The organism is Microbacterium sp. NPDC056052 (assembly GCF_042266785.1).
Classification (GTDB): Bacteria; Actinomycetota; Actinomycetes; order Actinomycetales; family Microbacteriaceae; genus Microbacterium.
Genome location: NZ_JBHJWV010000004.1, coordinates 219,810 through 233,503 on the forward strand (window position 1 = coordinate 219,810; position 13,694 = coordinate 233,503).

Annotated in this window: 13 protein-coding genes; 1 reads left to right on the forward strand and 12 read right to left on the reverse strand. The window is 68.4% G+C overall.

Going from position 1 to position 13,694, the window contains the following annotated elements:
- Nucleotides 1–14: 14 nt before the first annotated feature.
- The 10 genes from ACFC1J_RS09990 to ACFC1J_RS10035 all read right to left on the reverse strand — a co-directional run bounded on the left by ACFC1J_RS09990 (nucleotide 15) and on the right by ACFC1J_RS10035 (nucleotide 10,068).
- Nucleotides 15–1,859, reverse strand: coding sequence for a right-handed parallel beta-helix repeat-containing protein (locus tag ACFC1J_RS09990; RefSeq protein WP_375904903.1), 1,845 nt, complete (start codon nucleotides 1,857–1,859; stop codon nucleotides 15–17).
- A gap of 107 nt (nucleotides 1,860–1,966) precedes the next feature.
- Complete coding sequence (locus tag ACFC1J_RS09995) at nucleotides 1,967–2,899, reverse strand: carbohydrate ABC transporter permease (RefSeq protein ID WP_375904906.1); 933 nt, start codon at nucleotides 2,897–2,899, stop codon at nucleotides 1,967–1,969.
- On the reverse strand, nucleotides 2,899–3,813 hold the full coding sequence (locus ACFC1J_RS10000; protein ID WP_375904909.1) for a carbohydrate ABC transporter permease: 915 nt from the start codon (nucleotides 3,811–3,813) through the stop codon (nucleotides 2,899–2,901). The genes ACFC1J_RS09995 and ACFC1J_RS10000 overlap by 1 nt, the downstream gene beginning before the upstream one ends.
- A 67-nt stretch (nucleotides 3,814–3,880) precedes the next feature.
- A complete protein-coding gene (locus ACFC1J_RS10005) occupies nucleotides 3,881–5,218 on the reverse strand; it encodes an ABC transporter substrate-binding protein (protein WP_375904912.1) in 1,338 nt (445 codons plus the stop codon).
- A 250-nt stretch (nucleotides 5,219–5,468) separates the two neighbouring features.
- Complete coding sequence (locus ACFC1J_RS10010) at nucleotides 5,469–6,491, reverse strand: aldo/keto reductase (RefSeq protein WP_375904915.1); 1,023 nt, start codon at nucleotides 6,489–6,491, stop codon at nucleotides 5,469–5,471.
- Nucleotides 6,481–6,804, reverse strand: coding sequence for a hypothetical protein (locus ACFC1J_RS10015; RefSeq protein ID WP_375904918.1), 324 nt, complete (start codon nucleotides 6,802–6,804; stop codon nucleotides 6,481–6,483). Before ACFC1J_RS10015 ends, ACFC1J_RS10010 begins: the two co-directional genes overlap by 11 nt.
- Nucleotides 6,801–7,148, reverse strand: coding sequence for an L-rhamnose mutarotase (locus tag ACFC1J_RS10020; protein WP_375904921.1), 348 nt, complete (start codon nucleotides 7,146–7,148; stop codon nucleotides 6,801–6,803). Before ACFC1J_RS10020 ends, ACFC1J_RS10015 begins: the two co-directional genes overlap by 4 nt.
- Nucleotides 7,145–8,245: a Gfo/Idh/MocA family protein gene (locus ACFC1J_RS10025; RefSeq protein WP_375904924.1), complete on the reverse strand. Its 1,101-nt coding sequence runs from the start codon at nucleotides 8,243–8,245 to the stop codon at nucleotides 7,145–7,147. Before ACFC1J_RS10025 ends, ACFC1J_RS10020 begins: the two co-directional genes overlap by 4 nt.
- Nucleotides 8,215–8,925 (reverse strand): ThuA domain-containing protein, encoded by a 711-nt coding sequence (locus ACFC1J_RS10030; protein WP_375904927.1) that lies wholly within the window; start codon nucleotides 8,923–8,925, stop codon nucleotides 8,215–8,217. The genes ACFC1J_RS10025 and ACFC1J_RS10030 overlap by 31 nt, the downstream gene beginning before the upstream one ends.
- Nucleotides 8,926–8,952: 27 nt before the next feature.
- Nucleotides 8,953–10,068 carry an enolase C-terminal domain-like protein gene (locus tag ACFC1J_RS10035; RefSeq protein ID WP_375904930.1) on the reverse strand — a complete coding sequence of 372 codons (1,116 nt, stop codon included), beginning with the start codon at nucleotides 10,066–10,068 and terminating at the stop codon, nucleotides 8,953–8,955.
- A 119-nt stretch (nucleotides 10,069–10,187) separates the two neighbouring features.
- On the opposite strand from ACFC1J_RS10035, the gene ACFC1J_RS10040 reads away from it, so the two are divergent.
- Entirely contained in the window at nucleotides 10,188–10,958 is a 771-nt protein-coding gene (locus ACFC1J_RS10040) for a FadR/GntR family transcriptional regulator (RefSeq protein ID WP_375904933.1), read from the forward strand.
- 10 nt (nucleotides 10,959–10,968) lie between these two features.
- On the opposite strand, the gene ACFC1J_RS10045 is transcribed toward ACFC1J_RS10040, so the two are convergent.
- Nucleotides 10,969–11,874 carry an ROK family protein gene (locus ACFC1J_RS10045; protein ID WP_375904936.1) on the reverse strand — a complete coding sequence of 302 codons (906 nt, stop codon included), beginning with the start codon at nucleotides 11,872–11,874 and terminating at the stop codon, nucleotides 10,969–10,971.
- Nucleotides 11,874–13,622, reverse strand: a complete 1,749-nt coding sequence (locus tag ACFC1J_RS10050; RefSeq protein ID WP_375904939.1) for a class I mannose-6-phosphate isomerase — start codon at nucleotides 13,620–13,622, stop codon at nucleotides 11,874–11,876. The genes ACFC1J_RS10045 and ACFC1J_RS10050 overlap by 1 nt, the downstream gene beginning before the upstream one ends.
- Between the last annotated feature and the right edge of the window lie 72 nt (nucleotides 13,623–13,694).

The following is a 13,694-nucleotide window of genomic DNA, read 5'->3' on the forward strand; positions in this document are numbered from 1 at the left end:
CGACGGCGCCTGCATCAGGGGGCGGGGGAGGCGGGGACACCCGTTCGCGGCCAGACCGGCAACCGGCCCACGGCTGCCGGTTCGAACGGTCCCGGGGTGACCTGCTCGGTGCGCGGTCCCCCGAAGTAGTCGATCGTGACGTCGGCGGAGCTGCCATCCGCATTCGTGTAGCGCTGCTGCGGCACGACGGCGACCCCGAACGCCGAGGCCACCACCGGTCCGACCGAGCGGGTCCAATGCGTCCGGGATCCGATCGACACCACCCACTCGTCGCCGAGGTGCTCGAGATCCACGACGAGGTCGACCTCGTGCGGGTGGCGCTCGTCGGGTGTGATCGGCACATTCCCCTCGAACGAGCAGGGCAGATCGGGCGCGGCCCCGTCATATTGACGAAGGTCGACGGCGTCGCCGAGAAGGTTGTTCACCCAATGCGCATCGCCGACCGTACATAGGCGGCGCATCTCGACGAGATCAGTGCTGTGCGGACGCAGGTAGGGCGTCTCGCGGTCGTCATGCCGCACCTCGAGCCGGCCGAACACGAGATTGTGAGCCAGGAGCATGCCGCGCGAGTTGGTGAGCAGACCCCGGCGGGACAGCAGGATGTTGTTCACCAGTTGAATCGGCCCGTGGCATACCTCGGTGAAGACATCCCGCACGTTGTCATGCAGGAGGTTGCCGATCAGCTGCGTCCCTTGCGCCATCCAGTCCAGCCAGATCGCGGCGGGCTCACCGCAGCGGTACAGGTGGTTGCCGCGGATGGCGACATCGATCGCGCCGTGCAGTTTGATGCCCGCCATCTCCGCTCCCGACCAGATGCCCTGCAGGTTGCAGTCGTGGATCTCGTTGTCCTCGATCGTGCTGAACGCGCAGCCGAGAGAGCCGACGATGCCGACCTGGCCGCAGTGATGGATGCGATTGCCGCGGACGGTGTGCGAACCGATGCTCTCGCGCGACCAACCATCGCGATCGAGGGCATCGCGGATCGTGTCGTAGTAGCCCTCGGTCGTGCCCCGTTCGCCGTCGAAACCGTCACGGTTCTTCGCCAGGGCGATGCCCGCGCAGCGGGAGTAGCAGATCTCGTTGTCCTCGATCAGCCAGCCGCGGCTCCAATAGGCCGTGACCATGCCCTCCTGGCCCGCCGTCGGGGCGACCCAGTTGGTCGCCGCGTTGCGGATCTCGAAGCCCCGCAGCGTGATGTGGTCGATGTGCTCCGCCGTGGGGGTGAACACGGTGGGGCGTACGGAGACCTCGACGTCCCCGGCGTTCGGATCGACACCATGCGGGAAGCGGGCCGTGATCGTCGTCACTCCGTCACGGTCGTAGACGGCGGGCGTGAACGCCGCGTGCCCCTCGACGCTGTACACCTCCGCGATCGGGCGGTCCTGCAATCCGTCGACATGCGAGGTCCAGCCGACGCCGATCCCCGTCTCGAGCGCGTCCGGAGAGACGACCTCGGGAAGCCATCGGCCGTCCAGGAACACGTTTCCGCGCCGATGCCGTCGACCGTTGCCGTTGAACCAGTCCCCGTGCACGACTTCGGCATAGGGGTTGAAGTCGCCGAAGTGCCGGTTCGGCACGACGAGTCGCCACAGCCCGTCATCGAGAGGTGCCCAGTCGTCGAATCGATCGGAACCCGTCAGCACGACCGCGGCGCCGGGCTCGGCGGCGTAGGTGATCGGCGCCTCCTCCGTTCCGCCACGTGGAGGGTCGACGCGCTCGCGATAGACGCCCGCGGCGACGAGTACGGTGTCGCCGGCCCGCGCGCGCTCGGCAGCCGCGGACACCGTGCGCAGCGGGAGAGCGGCCGTCCCGTCGTACGCGTCGTCGCCGGAGGGCGAGACGTGGATCGTCCTGGTCATGGGCTCGCTTTCCGTGGAGGGGCATGGTGGTCCGTCCCCGGCGCCGACGCACCGGGCGGATGAGGTAGGCGTGCGACTCTCGAGCGGATGCCGAAGGGGCTACCCCGCTACCCCTTCGTCCCGCCCGCGAACATTCCGGCGACGAGCGAGCGCTGCGCGAAGAGGAACAGCACGAGGACCGGGACGACGGAGATGATGATCGCCAGCGCCAGTTCTGGCGAGTCGATGCCGAAATCGGCGGTGCCTCCTGGATTGAAGGCCGGCGACGACGCCATCAGCTGGCTGAGCCCGACCTGGATCGGCTGCTGTGCGCTCGACGGGGTCACGAGGTAGGGCAGGAAGAAGTTCTGCCAGTTCCCCACGAAGTTGAAGAACGCCACCAGCGCGATGATCGGCTTCGCCAGCGGGAGTGCGATCCGGAAGAAGATCTGCACCTCACCCGCACCATCGATCCGCGCCGCCTCGAGCATCGATCGCTGCAGGCTCGTGGAGAAGTAGATGTACGTGAGGTACACGCCGAAGGGGAAGAACGCGAAAGGCAGGATCAGTGCCCAGGGCGTGCCCACGAGTTTCACGGCGTTGAGGCCGAGGAAGAGCGGGATCACCAACGTCGTGGCCGGCATGATCATCACCACGAGCGTGATCGTCAGCAGCGCTTTGCGCCCGCCGAACCGTGTCAGGGCGAGGCCGTACCCGGCGGGGATCGCGGTCACCAGGGTCAGGATCAGGCCGCTGAACGCGTAGAGCGTGGAGTTGCCGAACCACTGGAAGATGACGCCGTCCTGGAACGCCGCAAGGTGTCCCCACGCTGTGCCGACCGCGTCGAAGGATCCGAACGCGAACGGGAAGGCGTGCTCTATCTGCTGCGCCGTCTTCGTCGGCGCGAGCAGCAGCCACGCCATGGGCAGCACGAAGAACACGCCGAAGAGGATCAGTACGGCCCGCACCAGGATCCCGCCGATGCTCCGGCGCGTCCTCGACCCCCCGCGCACGGGGTGCCGTTGCGCTCCGGGCGCCACGATTGCGCGTGTCTCGCTCATCAATCCTCCGCCTCCACATCGAACAGGCCCGACTTGCGCACCAGGATCACCGCGAAGACGAGGCCGACGGCGAGCAGCAGCACGGATAGCGCCGCGGCGGCGTTCGCGTTCGACATCGGCCCGAACGCGAACTGATACGCCAGCTGATTGGGCGACCAGGAGATGTCCACCTGCTTGCTCGCCACCCCGAGCATCTGCGGCTCGACGAAGAGCTGCGTCCCGGCGGCGAACGCGAGAATGGCCATATAGGCGATCCACTGCCGGATCATCGGGATCTGGATGTGCCAGGCGAGCTGCCAGGCCGACGCGCCATCGATGCGCGCCGCCTCCATGACCTCGTCGGGGATGTTGTTCAGCGCGCCGTACATGATGATGATCCAGCCGCCGGCGCCGACCCAGAAGGCCATGACCGTGAAGATCACGGGCAGGTTCTGCGGCTGGACGATCCTGCCGAAGTCGGTCCAGCCGGCCGCCTTCAGCAACGGCGCGATCGGGCTCACCTGCGGGGACAGCATGAACATCCACACCAGCGAGCTCGCGACGCCGGCGAGTGCGCCCGGCAGGTAGAACAGGAACCGCCAGAACACCGACATCCGACCGCGCACGTAATTGCGCAGCAGAAGCGCCAGCGCCACGGCGAAGACGACGATCGTGACCAGCCAGAGCAGTATGTAGGAGCCCAGGTTGGCCATCGAGCGCAGGAACCGGAAGTCGGTCGTCGCGACGACGAACTGGCCGAAGCCCACGAACTGTCCCTGATCGTTCGTGAACGCGAGTACGAACGAGTAGACGGTGGGGAGTACCCCGAACGCGAGCAGCAGGATCGCGTACCCTGCCACGAAGACGTACCCGGATCTGTTGCTGCGTTCCCTGCTCGATGGCCGGATCGACGGAATTGTGGTGCGGGCGCTCATGCGGTGCCTCCTGAACGGAAAGGGCTCGGGTGCGGCAGGGCGACGCCCGCCGCCGCACCCGAGGACGTTACTGGACGACCTTGTACCCCGCGGCCTTGGCCGTGTTGGTGGCCTCGGTCTGCCAATCGGTCAGCACCGAGGTCACGGTCTTGCCGCCGTTGATCGCCTTGAGCACGACGTTCTTGAACGGATCCTGATCCGAGAACGTCGAGAACGCCCACTTCTTCCAGACCTGGTCGGCGGCCTTCACGAACGGCGCCTTCACGTCGGTGGCGAAATACGAGACGTTCTCGGGGTTCTCCAGCCAGGCTGCTGCGGCCGCCTTGTTCGCCGGGTAAGTCGGAGCCGTCTTCTGGAAGCCGGGGTCGCTGGTCACCCAGGTGATCAGGTCATTCGCGGCCTTCAGGTTCTTGCTGTGCGAAGACGTCATCCAGACGCCGCCGCCCACATTGCCGTTCGACGCCGTGGAGTCACCCGCCCACTGCGGCTGGTCGGCGACGCCGATCTGCCCCGCGGGCACCTTGTAGGTCGCGTCGAAGAGGTACTTGCCGAACCAGCTCGGCCCCACGGCCAGGGCGATCTTGGAGCCGTCGAGGCCCTTCTCGAAATAGCTCTGCTTGCCGAGAGATCCTGCTGCGAGCAGCTTGTCGACCATTGCGGCGGTCTTCTTGCACTCCTCGGTGGCGAGGTTGATCCGGAGCGTGTCGGCCTTGTCCGTCGTCTCCTGCGCGGAGCATCGGCTCGCCCAGAAGTACACGTCGAGCGCGTTCGGGTCGCCGAACTCGCCGACGAGGTATCCCGGGTGCTCGCTCGCGATCTTGAGGCCGAGCGCCTCGTAGTCCTCCCACGTCTTCGGGACCGCATAGCCCCACTGGTCGAACAGGGACTTGTTGTACCAGGTGACCGTCTGCGCCAGGTCGTTGCGGAGGCAATAGGTGTTGCCGTCGATCTGGCACGGCGCGAGCGAGCCGTCTGCCCAGCCGTCGAGTGTCGCCTTCGGGATCATGTCCTTGTTCAGCGGAGCGGCGAACGCCTGCACGCCGCCGTTGGGCTGCGCCGCCCACGCGACGTCCGAGGTGTTGGGCGAGAACACGACATCGGGCCAGCCCGACCCGGACTTGTCCAGCAGGGAGATCTTGGCCTGCAGGCCCTGCCCGTCGAACGTCTCGATCTTGAGCTTCACGTCCGGGTGCGCCTTCTGGTAGGCCTCGACGGCCGCCTGGCGGGTCGGATCCACGAGGACGTCGATCGCCGACTTCTCGTCCTGTGCGACGGGGGCGAATCCGCTGCCTCCGGCCGGCTTCGACGGTGCAGCGCTCGCACAACCCGCCATGATGACGGCGGATGCGAGGATCGCGATCGCCCCGAGCCCTGCGCGGAGCCGATGCTGTGTGGTCTTGTTCACTGCGACTTCCTTTCTGGATGACGCCGGCTGCGACAATGCGATACCGGCGGACGAGCGGAGAATCGGGTGGTTCTCCGCGATGGACGACGTCGAACTCATCGGAGAATCGGGAGTCCCGAGCGACGCGTCCGAGGGAACCGGGTCTGTCGTCGCGGAGCGGCGGTCGTCGATGTCATGAACGCTCCTCGGACGTCGTCGTGCGAAACGCGGTGCGCCGATCAGGTATCGGCTCTCGTCAAACGTTACACGTCTAATGTTTGCTCGGCAAGAGGTCTTCGTCGCAGCCGCTTCCCGGCCGCGGGCCCGGTCGCTCGGCCGTGAGCCCGGTCCGCCGTTCGGCGTCGAGTTCCACCCAGAACTCGACGGGGATCTCCGCCGAGAGCAGAGCGACGTTCTCGCGCAGCTGAGCCGGCCGTGAGGCAGCGACCACCACCGACACGATCGCCGGATCCCGCAGCGGGAACTGCAGCGCGGCCGCGGGCAACCGCACGCCATGGTTGCGGCACACGCCCAGAATCGCCTGCAGCCTGCCCCAGAGCCCCTCGGGCAGGGCCCCGTACTCGAAGCGAGCATCCCTCGACGGATCGTCCGCGGCGAGCAGTCCCGAATTGAACACCGAGGCGGCGACGGCCTTGGTCCCGCGTTCTCTGCAGGCGGGCAGGACACCGTGGCGCGCTCCGTCGTCGAGCAGCGTGTAGCGGCCCGCGATCATGATCACGTCGAGGCGCGCCTCCCTGACCGATCGTTCGAGAGACGTGTTGTCCATCGAGCCGATGCCGACACCCCGCACCGCACCATCGTCCCGGGCGTGTTCGAGCGCCGGGAACGCGTCCGAGATCGCCTGCTCCAGGCTGTGATGCTCGGGGTCGTGCACGAAGACGATGTCAGGATCGAAGCCGAGCCGGACGCACGAGTCGTCGAGCGAGGTCAGCACCCCGGTGCGACTCAGATCCCAGATCCTGCGGTGGCTCGCGCGGACGTGGAAGCCGTTGTCCGTGTCGAGACCGCCGTCGTACCGGGGGTCGGGTCGGATCAGTCGCCCCGCCTTCGTGGAGACGATGAACTCGCTGCGCGGCTTGGTCTGCAGGAATGCTCCCAGGCGGCGCTCACTCAGGCCGAGACCGTAGTGCGGCGCGGTGTCGAAATAGCGGATTCCTTCGTCCCAGGCCGTCTCGAGCAGCTCCCAGGCGTCCTCGTCCGAGAGCTCCCGATACAGGTTCCCCAGATTCGCGGCGCCGTAGCCGATCCGCCCCGGGGAGGCGTCAGCGTCCATCTCCGTCTCCTCCTCGTCCGTCCTTCTCCCGCAGCTTGTAGAAAGTCCGGGCGGCGCCGGCCTCGACCGCGTGCGGATCCGCGCGCCATTCCCTGACGCTCGGCCAGACGCGACGCAGGCCTCGAACCCACCTGACCTCGTCGATCGCCTGGCCCAGCGCGTTCCCCGCTTCGACGAAGATCATGCCCGTCGTCTCGCCGTCGCACCGATCGAGGTCCGCCGGAAGATGCGGCGCCGCGCGATCGCCGGCGCCGTCCAGCCAGGGGTAGGCGAACACCGTCGGATCCCAGATGTGCACATGCGCGTCGATCACGGCCGTCGCCGTTCATCCTGCCGCTGAGTGGACAGCGCCCAGACCTCGGCGAGCGGTGCGGCGTCATCTTGCCCGTCCGGTCCGTGGAACCTGCTCACGAATCGGCCGATGTCGCGCTGCCAGGCCTCGTTCTCCGGGCTTTCGCCGATCCGGCGCATGACGTCGTCGATGTCGTCGCAGTCGACGAGATGGAACAGCCGATCCCCCGAGCGCCAGATGACCCAGTCGATGACGCCGACGCGATCGAAGACGCCCTGCAGGTCGTCCGGGATCCTGCGGTGCTGCGCCACATAGTCGTCGATCGCGTCGGCCCGGATCGTGGAGTGCAGGGCGAAGCGCGTCATCGGAGGTCCGCGATCCCTGCGACCAGAGGGACCAGCGGCGGGCGCTCCGCTCGCGTGGAGAGCGTCACGCCCGCGCCGCGCCGAGCTGAATCGAGGAGCGCGGTCATCGCGTCGAGCACGTGCAGCCCGAGGTCAGCGGACGCCCGCGGCGGCCGCGCCCGCTCCCCGCGGAGCATCTCGATCAGGCCCGCTCCGCGTCGCGCATCGGCGACCCCGGCGAGCGGCGGCACCGGCTCCCAGCCCGCGTCGCCCAGCAGGCGCACCGCCGGGGCGCCGTCGAACCCGTTCGGATCGGGCACCGTCAGACTGCCCCGTTCGCCATGCACCTCGATCGGAGGCGCGGCGCTCGCCACGCTGTCGAAACTCATCACGACGGTCGACAGCGCCCCGGACTCGTGCTCGAGGACACCCGCGACATGGGTGTCGACATCGACCCGAACCCTCTCGCCCTCCCGCGGTCCGGAGCCGATCCGGCGCTCATCCCTGAGGCGGCTCGATGCGCCGATGACCCGCCGGATCGGGCCGAGCAGATGCACGAGCGCGGTGAGGTAGTACGGCCCCATGTCGAGCAGCGGGCCACCACCCGGCGCGTAGTAGAAGTCGGGGTTCGGATGCCATCGTTCGTGACCCGGTGTCGCCATCATCGCGGTTGCCGCCAGGGGCCGCCCGATCCGCCCCTCGTCGATCACCGCGCGAGCGGTCTGCACGCCCGTGCCGAGCACGGTGTCGGGCGCACATCCCAGCCGCACGCCCGCCGCGCGCGCATCGTCGACGAGCGCGCGGGCGGCCTCCAGATCTGCGGCCAGCGGCTTCTCCCCGTACACGTCCTTGCCTGCGCGGATCGCGGCGGTGGCGACCTCGGCGTGCGCGGTCGGTATCGTCAGGTTCAGCACCGCATCGATGTCCGCTGCCGCCATCAGTCCCGCGACCGTGGAGGCCCTCGCGCCGGGGATGCCGTGTGCGATGCTCTCCGCCCGGCCGAGATCCAGATCGGCGACGGCGACGATCCTCACGTCGTCGACTTCCTGGAGCGTCTCCAGGTAGACGCGTGAGATGGCGCCGAGACCTACGACGCCGATGCGGTGCGTGCCGCCCATAGCATTCCCCTCTCGATGATCGTTCGTACGCTGCGCTCCTGCAGGGTCGGGACGTCGTGCCCCGGGGTGATCACGACGATCCGCCCCGCCCCCCACTGCCGGGTCCAGACGGCCGGGCAGGTGAGGGGTCGCGACCAGGCGGCGCCCGGCTCGGCAGGATGCGTCGTCGTCGCGAGCACATCGTTCAGTGCATCGCTGAGCACCCAGTACTGCTCTGTGCGCAACGGGAAGTCGGTGAGCCCCGACGTCACGGGATGCCGCCGACCGGCCTCGGTGAGATCGATGGTGTGGTCCGGCCACGACTCCTGCCCCGGGAGACGTTCGACGCCCGTCGCGACGCGGGGGTGCGCGACGAACTGCCCGCCCACGAGCTGCAGGTACTCCGCGTTCGCACGGTAGGAGTCCACGATGCCGCCATGCCACCCGACCATGCCCGCACCGGACGCCACCGCCCTGCGGAGTCCGGCGACCTGATCCGCGGCGATCTCCGACATCGTCACGCACGGGACGATCAGATCCACGGGCGCCATCGCGTCCGGGGCCGCGTAGACCTCGGGGGTCTCCTCGACGCGCACATCGAAACCCTGCGCGGAGAGGAAGGGGATGAACAGCTCCGTCGCCTCCCGAGGAACATGCCCTTCCCAGCCGCCGCGTACGACGAGGGCCGAACGTCTCACCATGCGATGCGCCTCCCTGTCTTCGAGTTCTCAGGCCGTCACGAGGGGAGCGGGGTCCGGGTTGACGTACTCGGCGAGCTCCGAGGGGTACTCGAGCGTGCGAGGCAGGGAGACCCCCGGCCCTACGGGCGCGAGCAGATGCCCGGCCTCATCGATGCCCGCCGCGCGCTCGAAGCCGGTGTGGGTCACCAGCGATTCGAAGTAGCTCGCATTGCTCACCGCCATGCACAGATGCCGCTCCGGCTCGCCCATGCCATGGGGCTCAGCACGCACCCGGAACGAGTCCGCGAGGTGCGCGGTGCGCATCGCGCCCGAGATCCCGCCCCGCAGCTCGGAGGAGATCCGCAGGCCGAAGGACGCTGCGCCCGCCGCCACGAAGTCGGCGGAGTTCATGTAGGCGCCGTCGGAGGTCTCCGCCGAGAGCAGCGGCACGCGCACCGCGCGGCCCAGCGCGGCGTAGGCGGAGACGGAGAACTCGCGCATCGGCTCTTCGTACCAGAGATAGTCGGCCTCGGCGAGTGCGTGGCCGAGGTAGATCGCGTCGGGAAGATCGAAGCCTGCGGATCCGTCGTACATGAGCGGGACATCCGGGCCGACATGGTCCCGCAGAGCCTGACAGAGTGCGGCGTCCTTGCGGGCATCACCCCAGGCGTGCAGCTTGATCGCGGGGTATCCGAGGGCGAGGGCGCGATCGGCGACCGCGAGGAACTCCTCTGTCGTCTCGTACGTGGTCGTCGACGCATAGGCAGGGATCCGGGTGCGTGCGCCGCCGAGCAACTGCCACAGGGGAACCTCCGCGTCACGGGCGGCGAGGTCCCACAACGCCAGGTCGACCGTCCCGAAGTAGGGAAGAGGGAACTCCTCGAGCCGATCGAGTTCCCACATGCGGTGATAGAGGTGTTCCCGCTGCCGTGGGTCCTGACCCACGAGCTCGTCCCGGAGCACGCGATCGACGAGATCGCGCAGCACCGTCGCGCTGCCGGGACGGGATGCGAACGCCACGCCGGTCGCCCCGGTGTCGGTGCCGATGCGCAGGATCCCCCGCTCACCCTCAGGACCGCTCCCGGCAAGCCCCTGCCGCCAGCGGAAAGCGGGGATCGGCGCCGGAACGGACACCGGCCAGACTTCGACGTGGGTGATCTTCATGGTGATTCCTCGAGCCTCGGAGCGCCGAACCACTCGGCATTGGTAAGACGTTACACGTTTGATGTTCGACCAACAAGATACGATGCAACGAGAACGACCGCCTCCAGGAAGGAGCAGGGATGCCTCAGTCATCCGCGGGCCGAACGCGTCCAGAACTCCTCGACGTCGCACCAGGAGCCCTCGATCCGAAACGCCGCGGTCGCCCGAACCGGCTCAGCACCGCCGTCTCGGAAGAGCTCCTGCGCCGGATCATCTCGGGCGAGTACCCCATCGGCACCCTGCTCCCCCCGGAACCCCAGCTCGTCGCGGAGTTCGACGTGAGCCGCCCTGTGGCCCGCGAGGCGGTGAAATTCCTCGAAGCGGCCGGACTCGTGTCCATCCGTCAGGGTGAAGGGACGGTCGTCCGGGAGTCCTCCCGCTGGAATTTCCTGGAACCCAGTGTGCTGAGGATCGCTCTCGCTCTGAACGTCGGCAAGCGCATCCGGGCCGACGCCGTCCAGCTGCGGCTCGACCTCGATCTGTCGCTCCTCGCGGAGGCCGCTCCGTTGCTGATCGAGGACGACTACGTCGAGATGGAGGCTCATCTGCACACGATGGACACGGAGAAGTCGTTCAGCCGGCTCCAGGCCGCGGACCTCGCGTTCCACCGGGTCTACCAGAGCCGTGCGGGCAACCAGCTCACCGAGGGCATCGTGCATCTGCTCGTCGAGGAGATGCCGCCGCCGAATCGCGTCATCGCCAATCCGCGGGACTCCTACGACCACGCCAACCGGCAGCACTGGGCGATCTACGAGGCCCTGCGGGCGGGTCGCGCGGAGGACGCCCTCACCACGTTGCGGGAGCACATCTCGCAGATGTGGACGTGGCGGGAGGAGACGCCGCCGGCCTGAGCGCGGCCCCTCAGCGCCGGAGCACCGACGCCATCGCCGCGCCGACGAGTGGGGACCCGTCGGGATCATCCGCACGGCGCAGCACGGTCGTGCGCGTGCGCGGGTCGCCGTGAGCGAGTCCCTCCGCGAGCGGGGCCTCGATGAGATCCCAGGATCCGGAGATCGATCCGCCGACCACGAGCGCGTCCGCGCCGAATTCCGCCACGCAGGGAGCGAGGCAGATCCCGAGCGTCCGGAACGACTCGGCGAAGATCCGTGCTGCCGCCGCATCGCCCGCACGGGCCGCATCCGCGATCTCATGGACGTCGCGCGCGAGCCCTGTGCGGTGCGCGTAGGAGTCGATCAGCGTTCGCCGGGACACCGCCCGCTCGATCGGTCGTCCCTCCCAGCGCAGGCGGAAGATCTGCCCGTGAGGGGGAATTCCTCGCCCGTCGGCGACCGGCTCGCCATCCACGAGGAAACTGGATCCCAGTCCTGTGCCGAGCGTGACGTACAGCGCCCGGTGCTCGGTGCCACCGCGCCCAGTCCACTCGCCGAGGGCGAAGGCCTCCGCGTCATTGACGAAGACGATGCCGTCCGGACGAGGCGCGATCCGCTCCTGCAGCGCTGCGCGCAGGTCCCTGCCGCGCAGCGCGCCGAACTTCCCCACGCCGGTGAAGTCGCCGATCCCTCGGGCGTAGTCGAAGGGGCCGGGGATCGCGACGCTCCACGGCATCCGGCTCGCGCCGCGATCGAGCGATGCCGCCGCAGCGGCGAGCGCGGCGAGGATGTCCTGCGCCGTGCCCGTGGGGTCGAGCGACGCACGGCGCCGTTCGTGGATCGATCTCAGCCGCACGTCGACCATCGCGGCCGTGACATGAGTGCCGCCGATCTCCAGGACGGCCACCGGCGGCGGGGATGCGGCGGGCGCCGTCATCACTCGCCTCGCCGGGTGCCGCGCACGTACGCCTTCACGGTCGCGAGGCGCCGGCCCACGCCGCGGCCGTGCGGCCGGATCGTGTAGGCGCCCACCGCAGCCGGTACGACGAACGTCTCCGCATAGTGCACGATGAACGGTGCGAAGGCGCCGGACGGGGACTCGATGATCGCCTCGTCGCCCTCGACGAGGTTCAGCATGTTGACCGTCCCCTCGGTGTCATGCCTGACGACATCGGTGAACCAGTGCCGCCGCACCTCGATGAACTCGAGCTCGTGCAGGCCCGTGCGCTCCTCGACCCATCCGTCGCCCTGGTCGACGACCTCGACCTGCGCGACGAGGTTGTCGCCGACCCATTCGGTGTCACGGTCCCACTGGATGTTGGCCAGGGCGTGATCCAGATGGATGGGCCGAGGGGCGCCGTCGAGGCCGACTCGATCCCAATCCCACATCTTGAAGGTGAACAGGTACGGTGTCGCGGAGATCTCCAGAACCATCGCATCCGCTCCGGAGCAGTGCACGGTGCCGGCAGGGATCGCGAAGTGGTCGTGCGTGCGCGCGGGGTAGGCGTTCACATAGTGCTGCGCGGGGAACGAGGGGCCACCGGACTGCGCCGCGATGAGATCGCGTTCCAGGGCGGCGGGATCCACTCCCGTCTTCAGCCCGAGATAGACCACGGCGCCCTCACCGGCGTCGAGCAGGTAGTAGCTCTCGTCCTGCGTGTACGCCATGCCGAAGCGATCCCGGATGTAGTCCGCGAGCGGGTGCACCTGCAGCGAGAGGTTCCCGCCTCCCATGGTGTCGAGGAAGTCGAAGCGGATGGGGAACTCCGCCCCGAACCGTGCGTGCGTGCGGCGTCCGAGGAGCTCGACCGGTCGTGCGAAGACGAGGTCGATCGCCGGGATCTCGAAGACCGCGTCGCCGTCGGTGAGCAGCAGGCTGTTCTCCTCCGGGACTCCGTCGAACGACCAGGCGTAGTTCGGCGCCTCGTCGGGCAGCCCGCACACCTCCCGCATCCACTGGCCGCCCCAGACTCCGGGGTCGAAGTACGGCACCAAGCGGAAGGGCCCGTGCGAGAGTTCGGTCACTGCGCCGCGGAAGGCTTCACCGGTGATCGCCGCGATCCTGTCGGAGCGGTTCAGATCGAGGACGAAGTCCGCCGTCTGCAGCAGCGGTCGCTTGTGGCGGTCCGCGACCCGCCACTCGATGAAATACCCGCGCTTGATCTTCCGGAGCACATCCTCGTCGCCGTTGTCGGCGTGCCAGTTCGCTGCGCCCGCGCGATATCTCTGCTGGATCTCCCAGCGGGCGAGCTCGCCGAGGACGACTACGTCCGCCGCCGGTGCCACATGGGAAGCGCCCCATCCGACGAGCACGACCCCTCCCTCACGGCGGGCGAGCTCGTCGCGCAGCGCGCCCACGGCGTCATCGTCGTAGAAGACGTCGATCCTCGCGTGCGAGAGGATGCCGAAGACCCGGTCATCCGTCAGGTTCGCCTGCATCCACCCCGTGAGCTCCTCGCCCGGTCGCGCGGCAGCCTCCACATCGATGATCTCGAAGGACGGCAGCCCCGCGCTCACGTGAGCGAGGAGGGCCGCCATGTCCGTTCCCGGATACGCGTCGATCGCGATCACCGGGCGTTCGATGTTGTGCGCGGCATCCGCGACCGCTGTCCATGCGTCGGCATCGAGCAGGATCCTCTGCCCGTCGGCAAGGCGGGTCCGGGGTGTCTTGTCGTACGCGGACATGCAGTCCCTCCATCCTCCTGGATCGTTCTGGTAACGATAACAGAATGGATTCGCCGACAGCTCTCCCGCTTG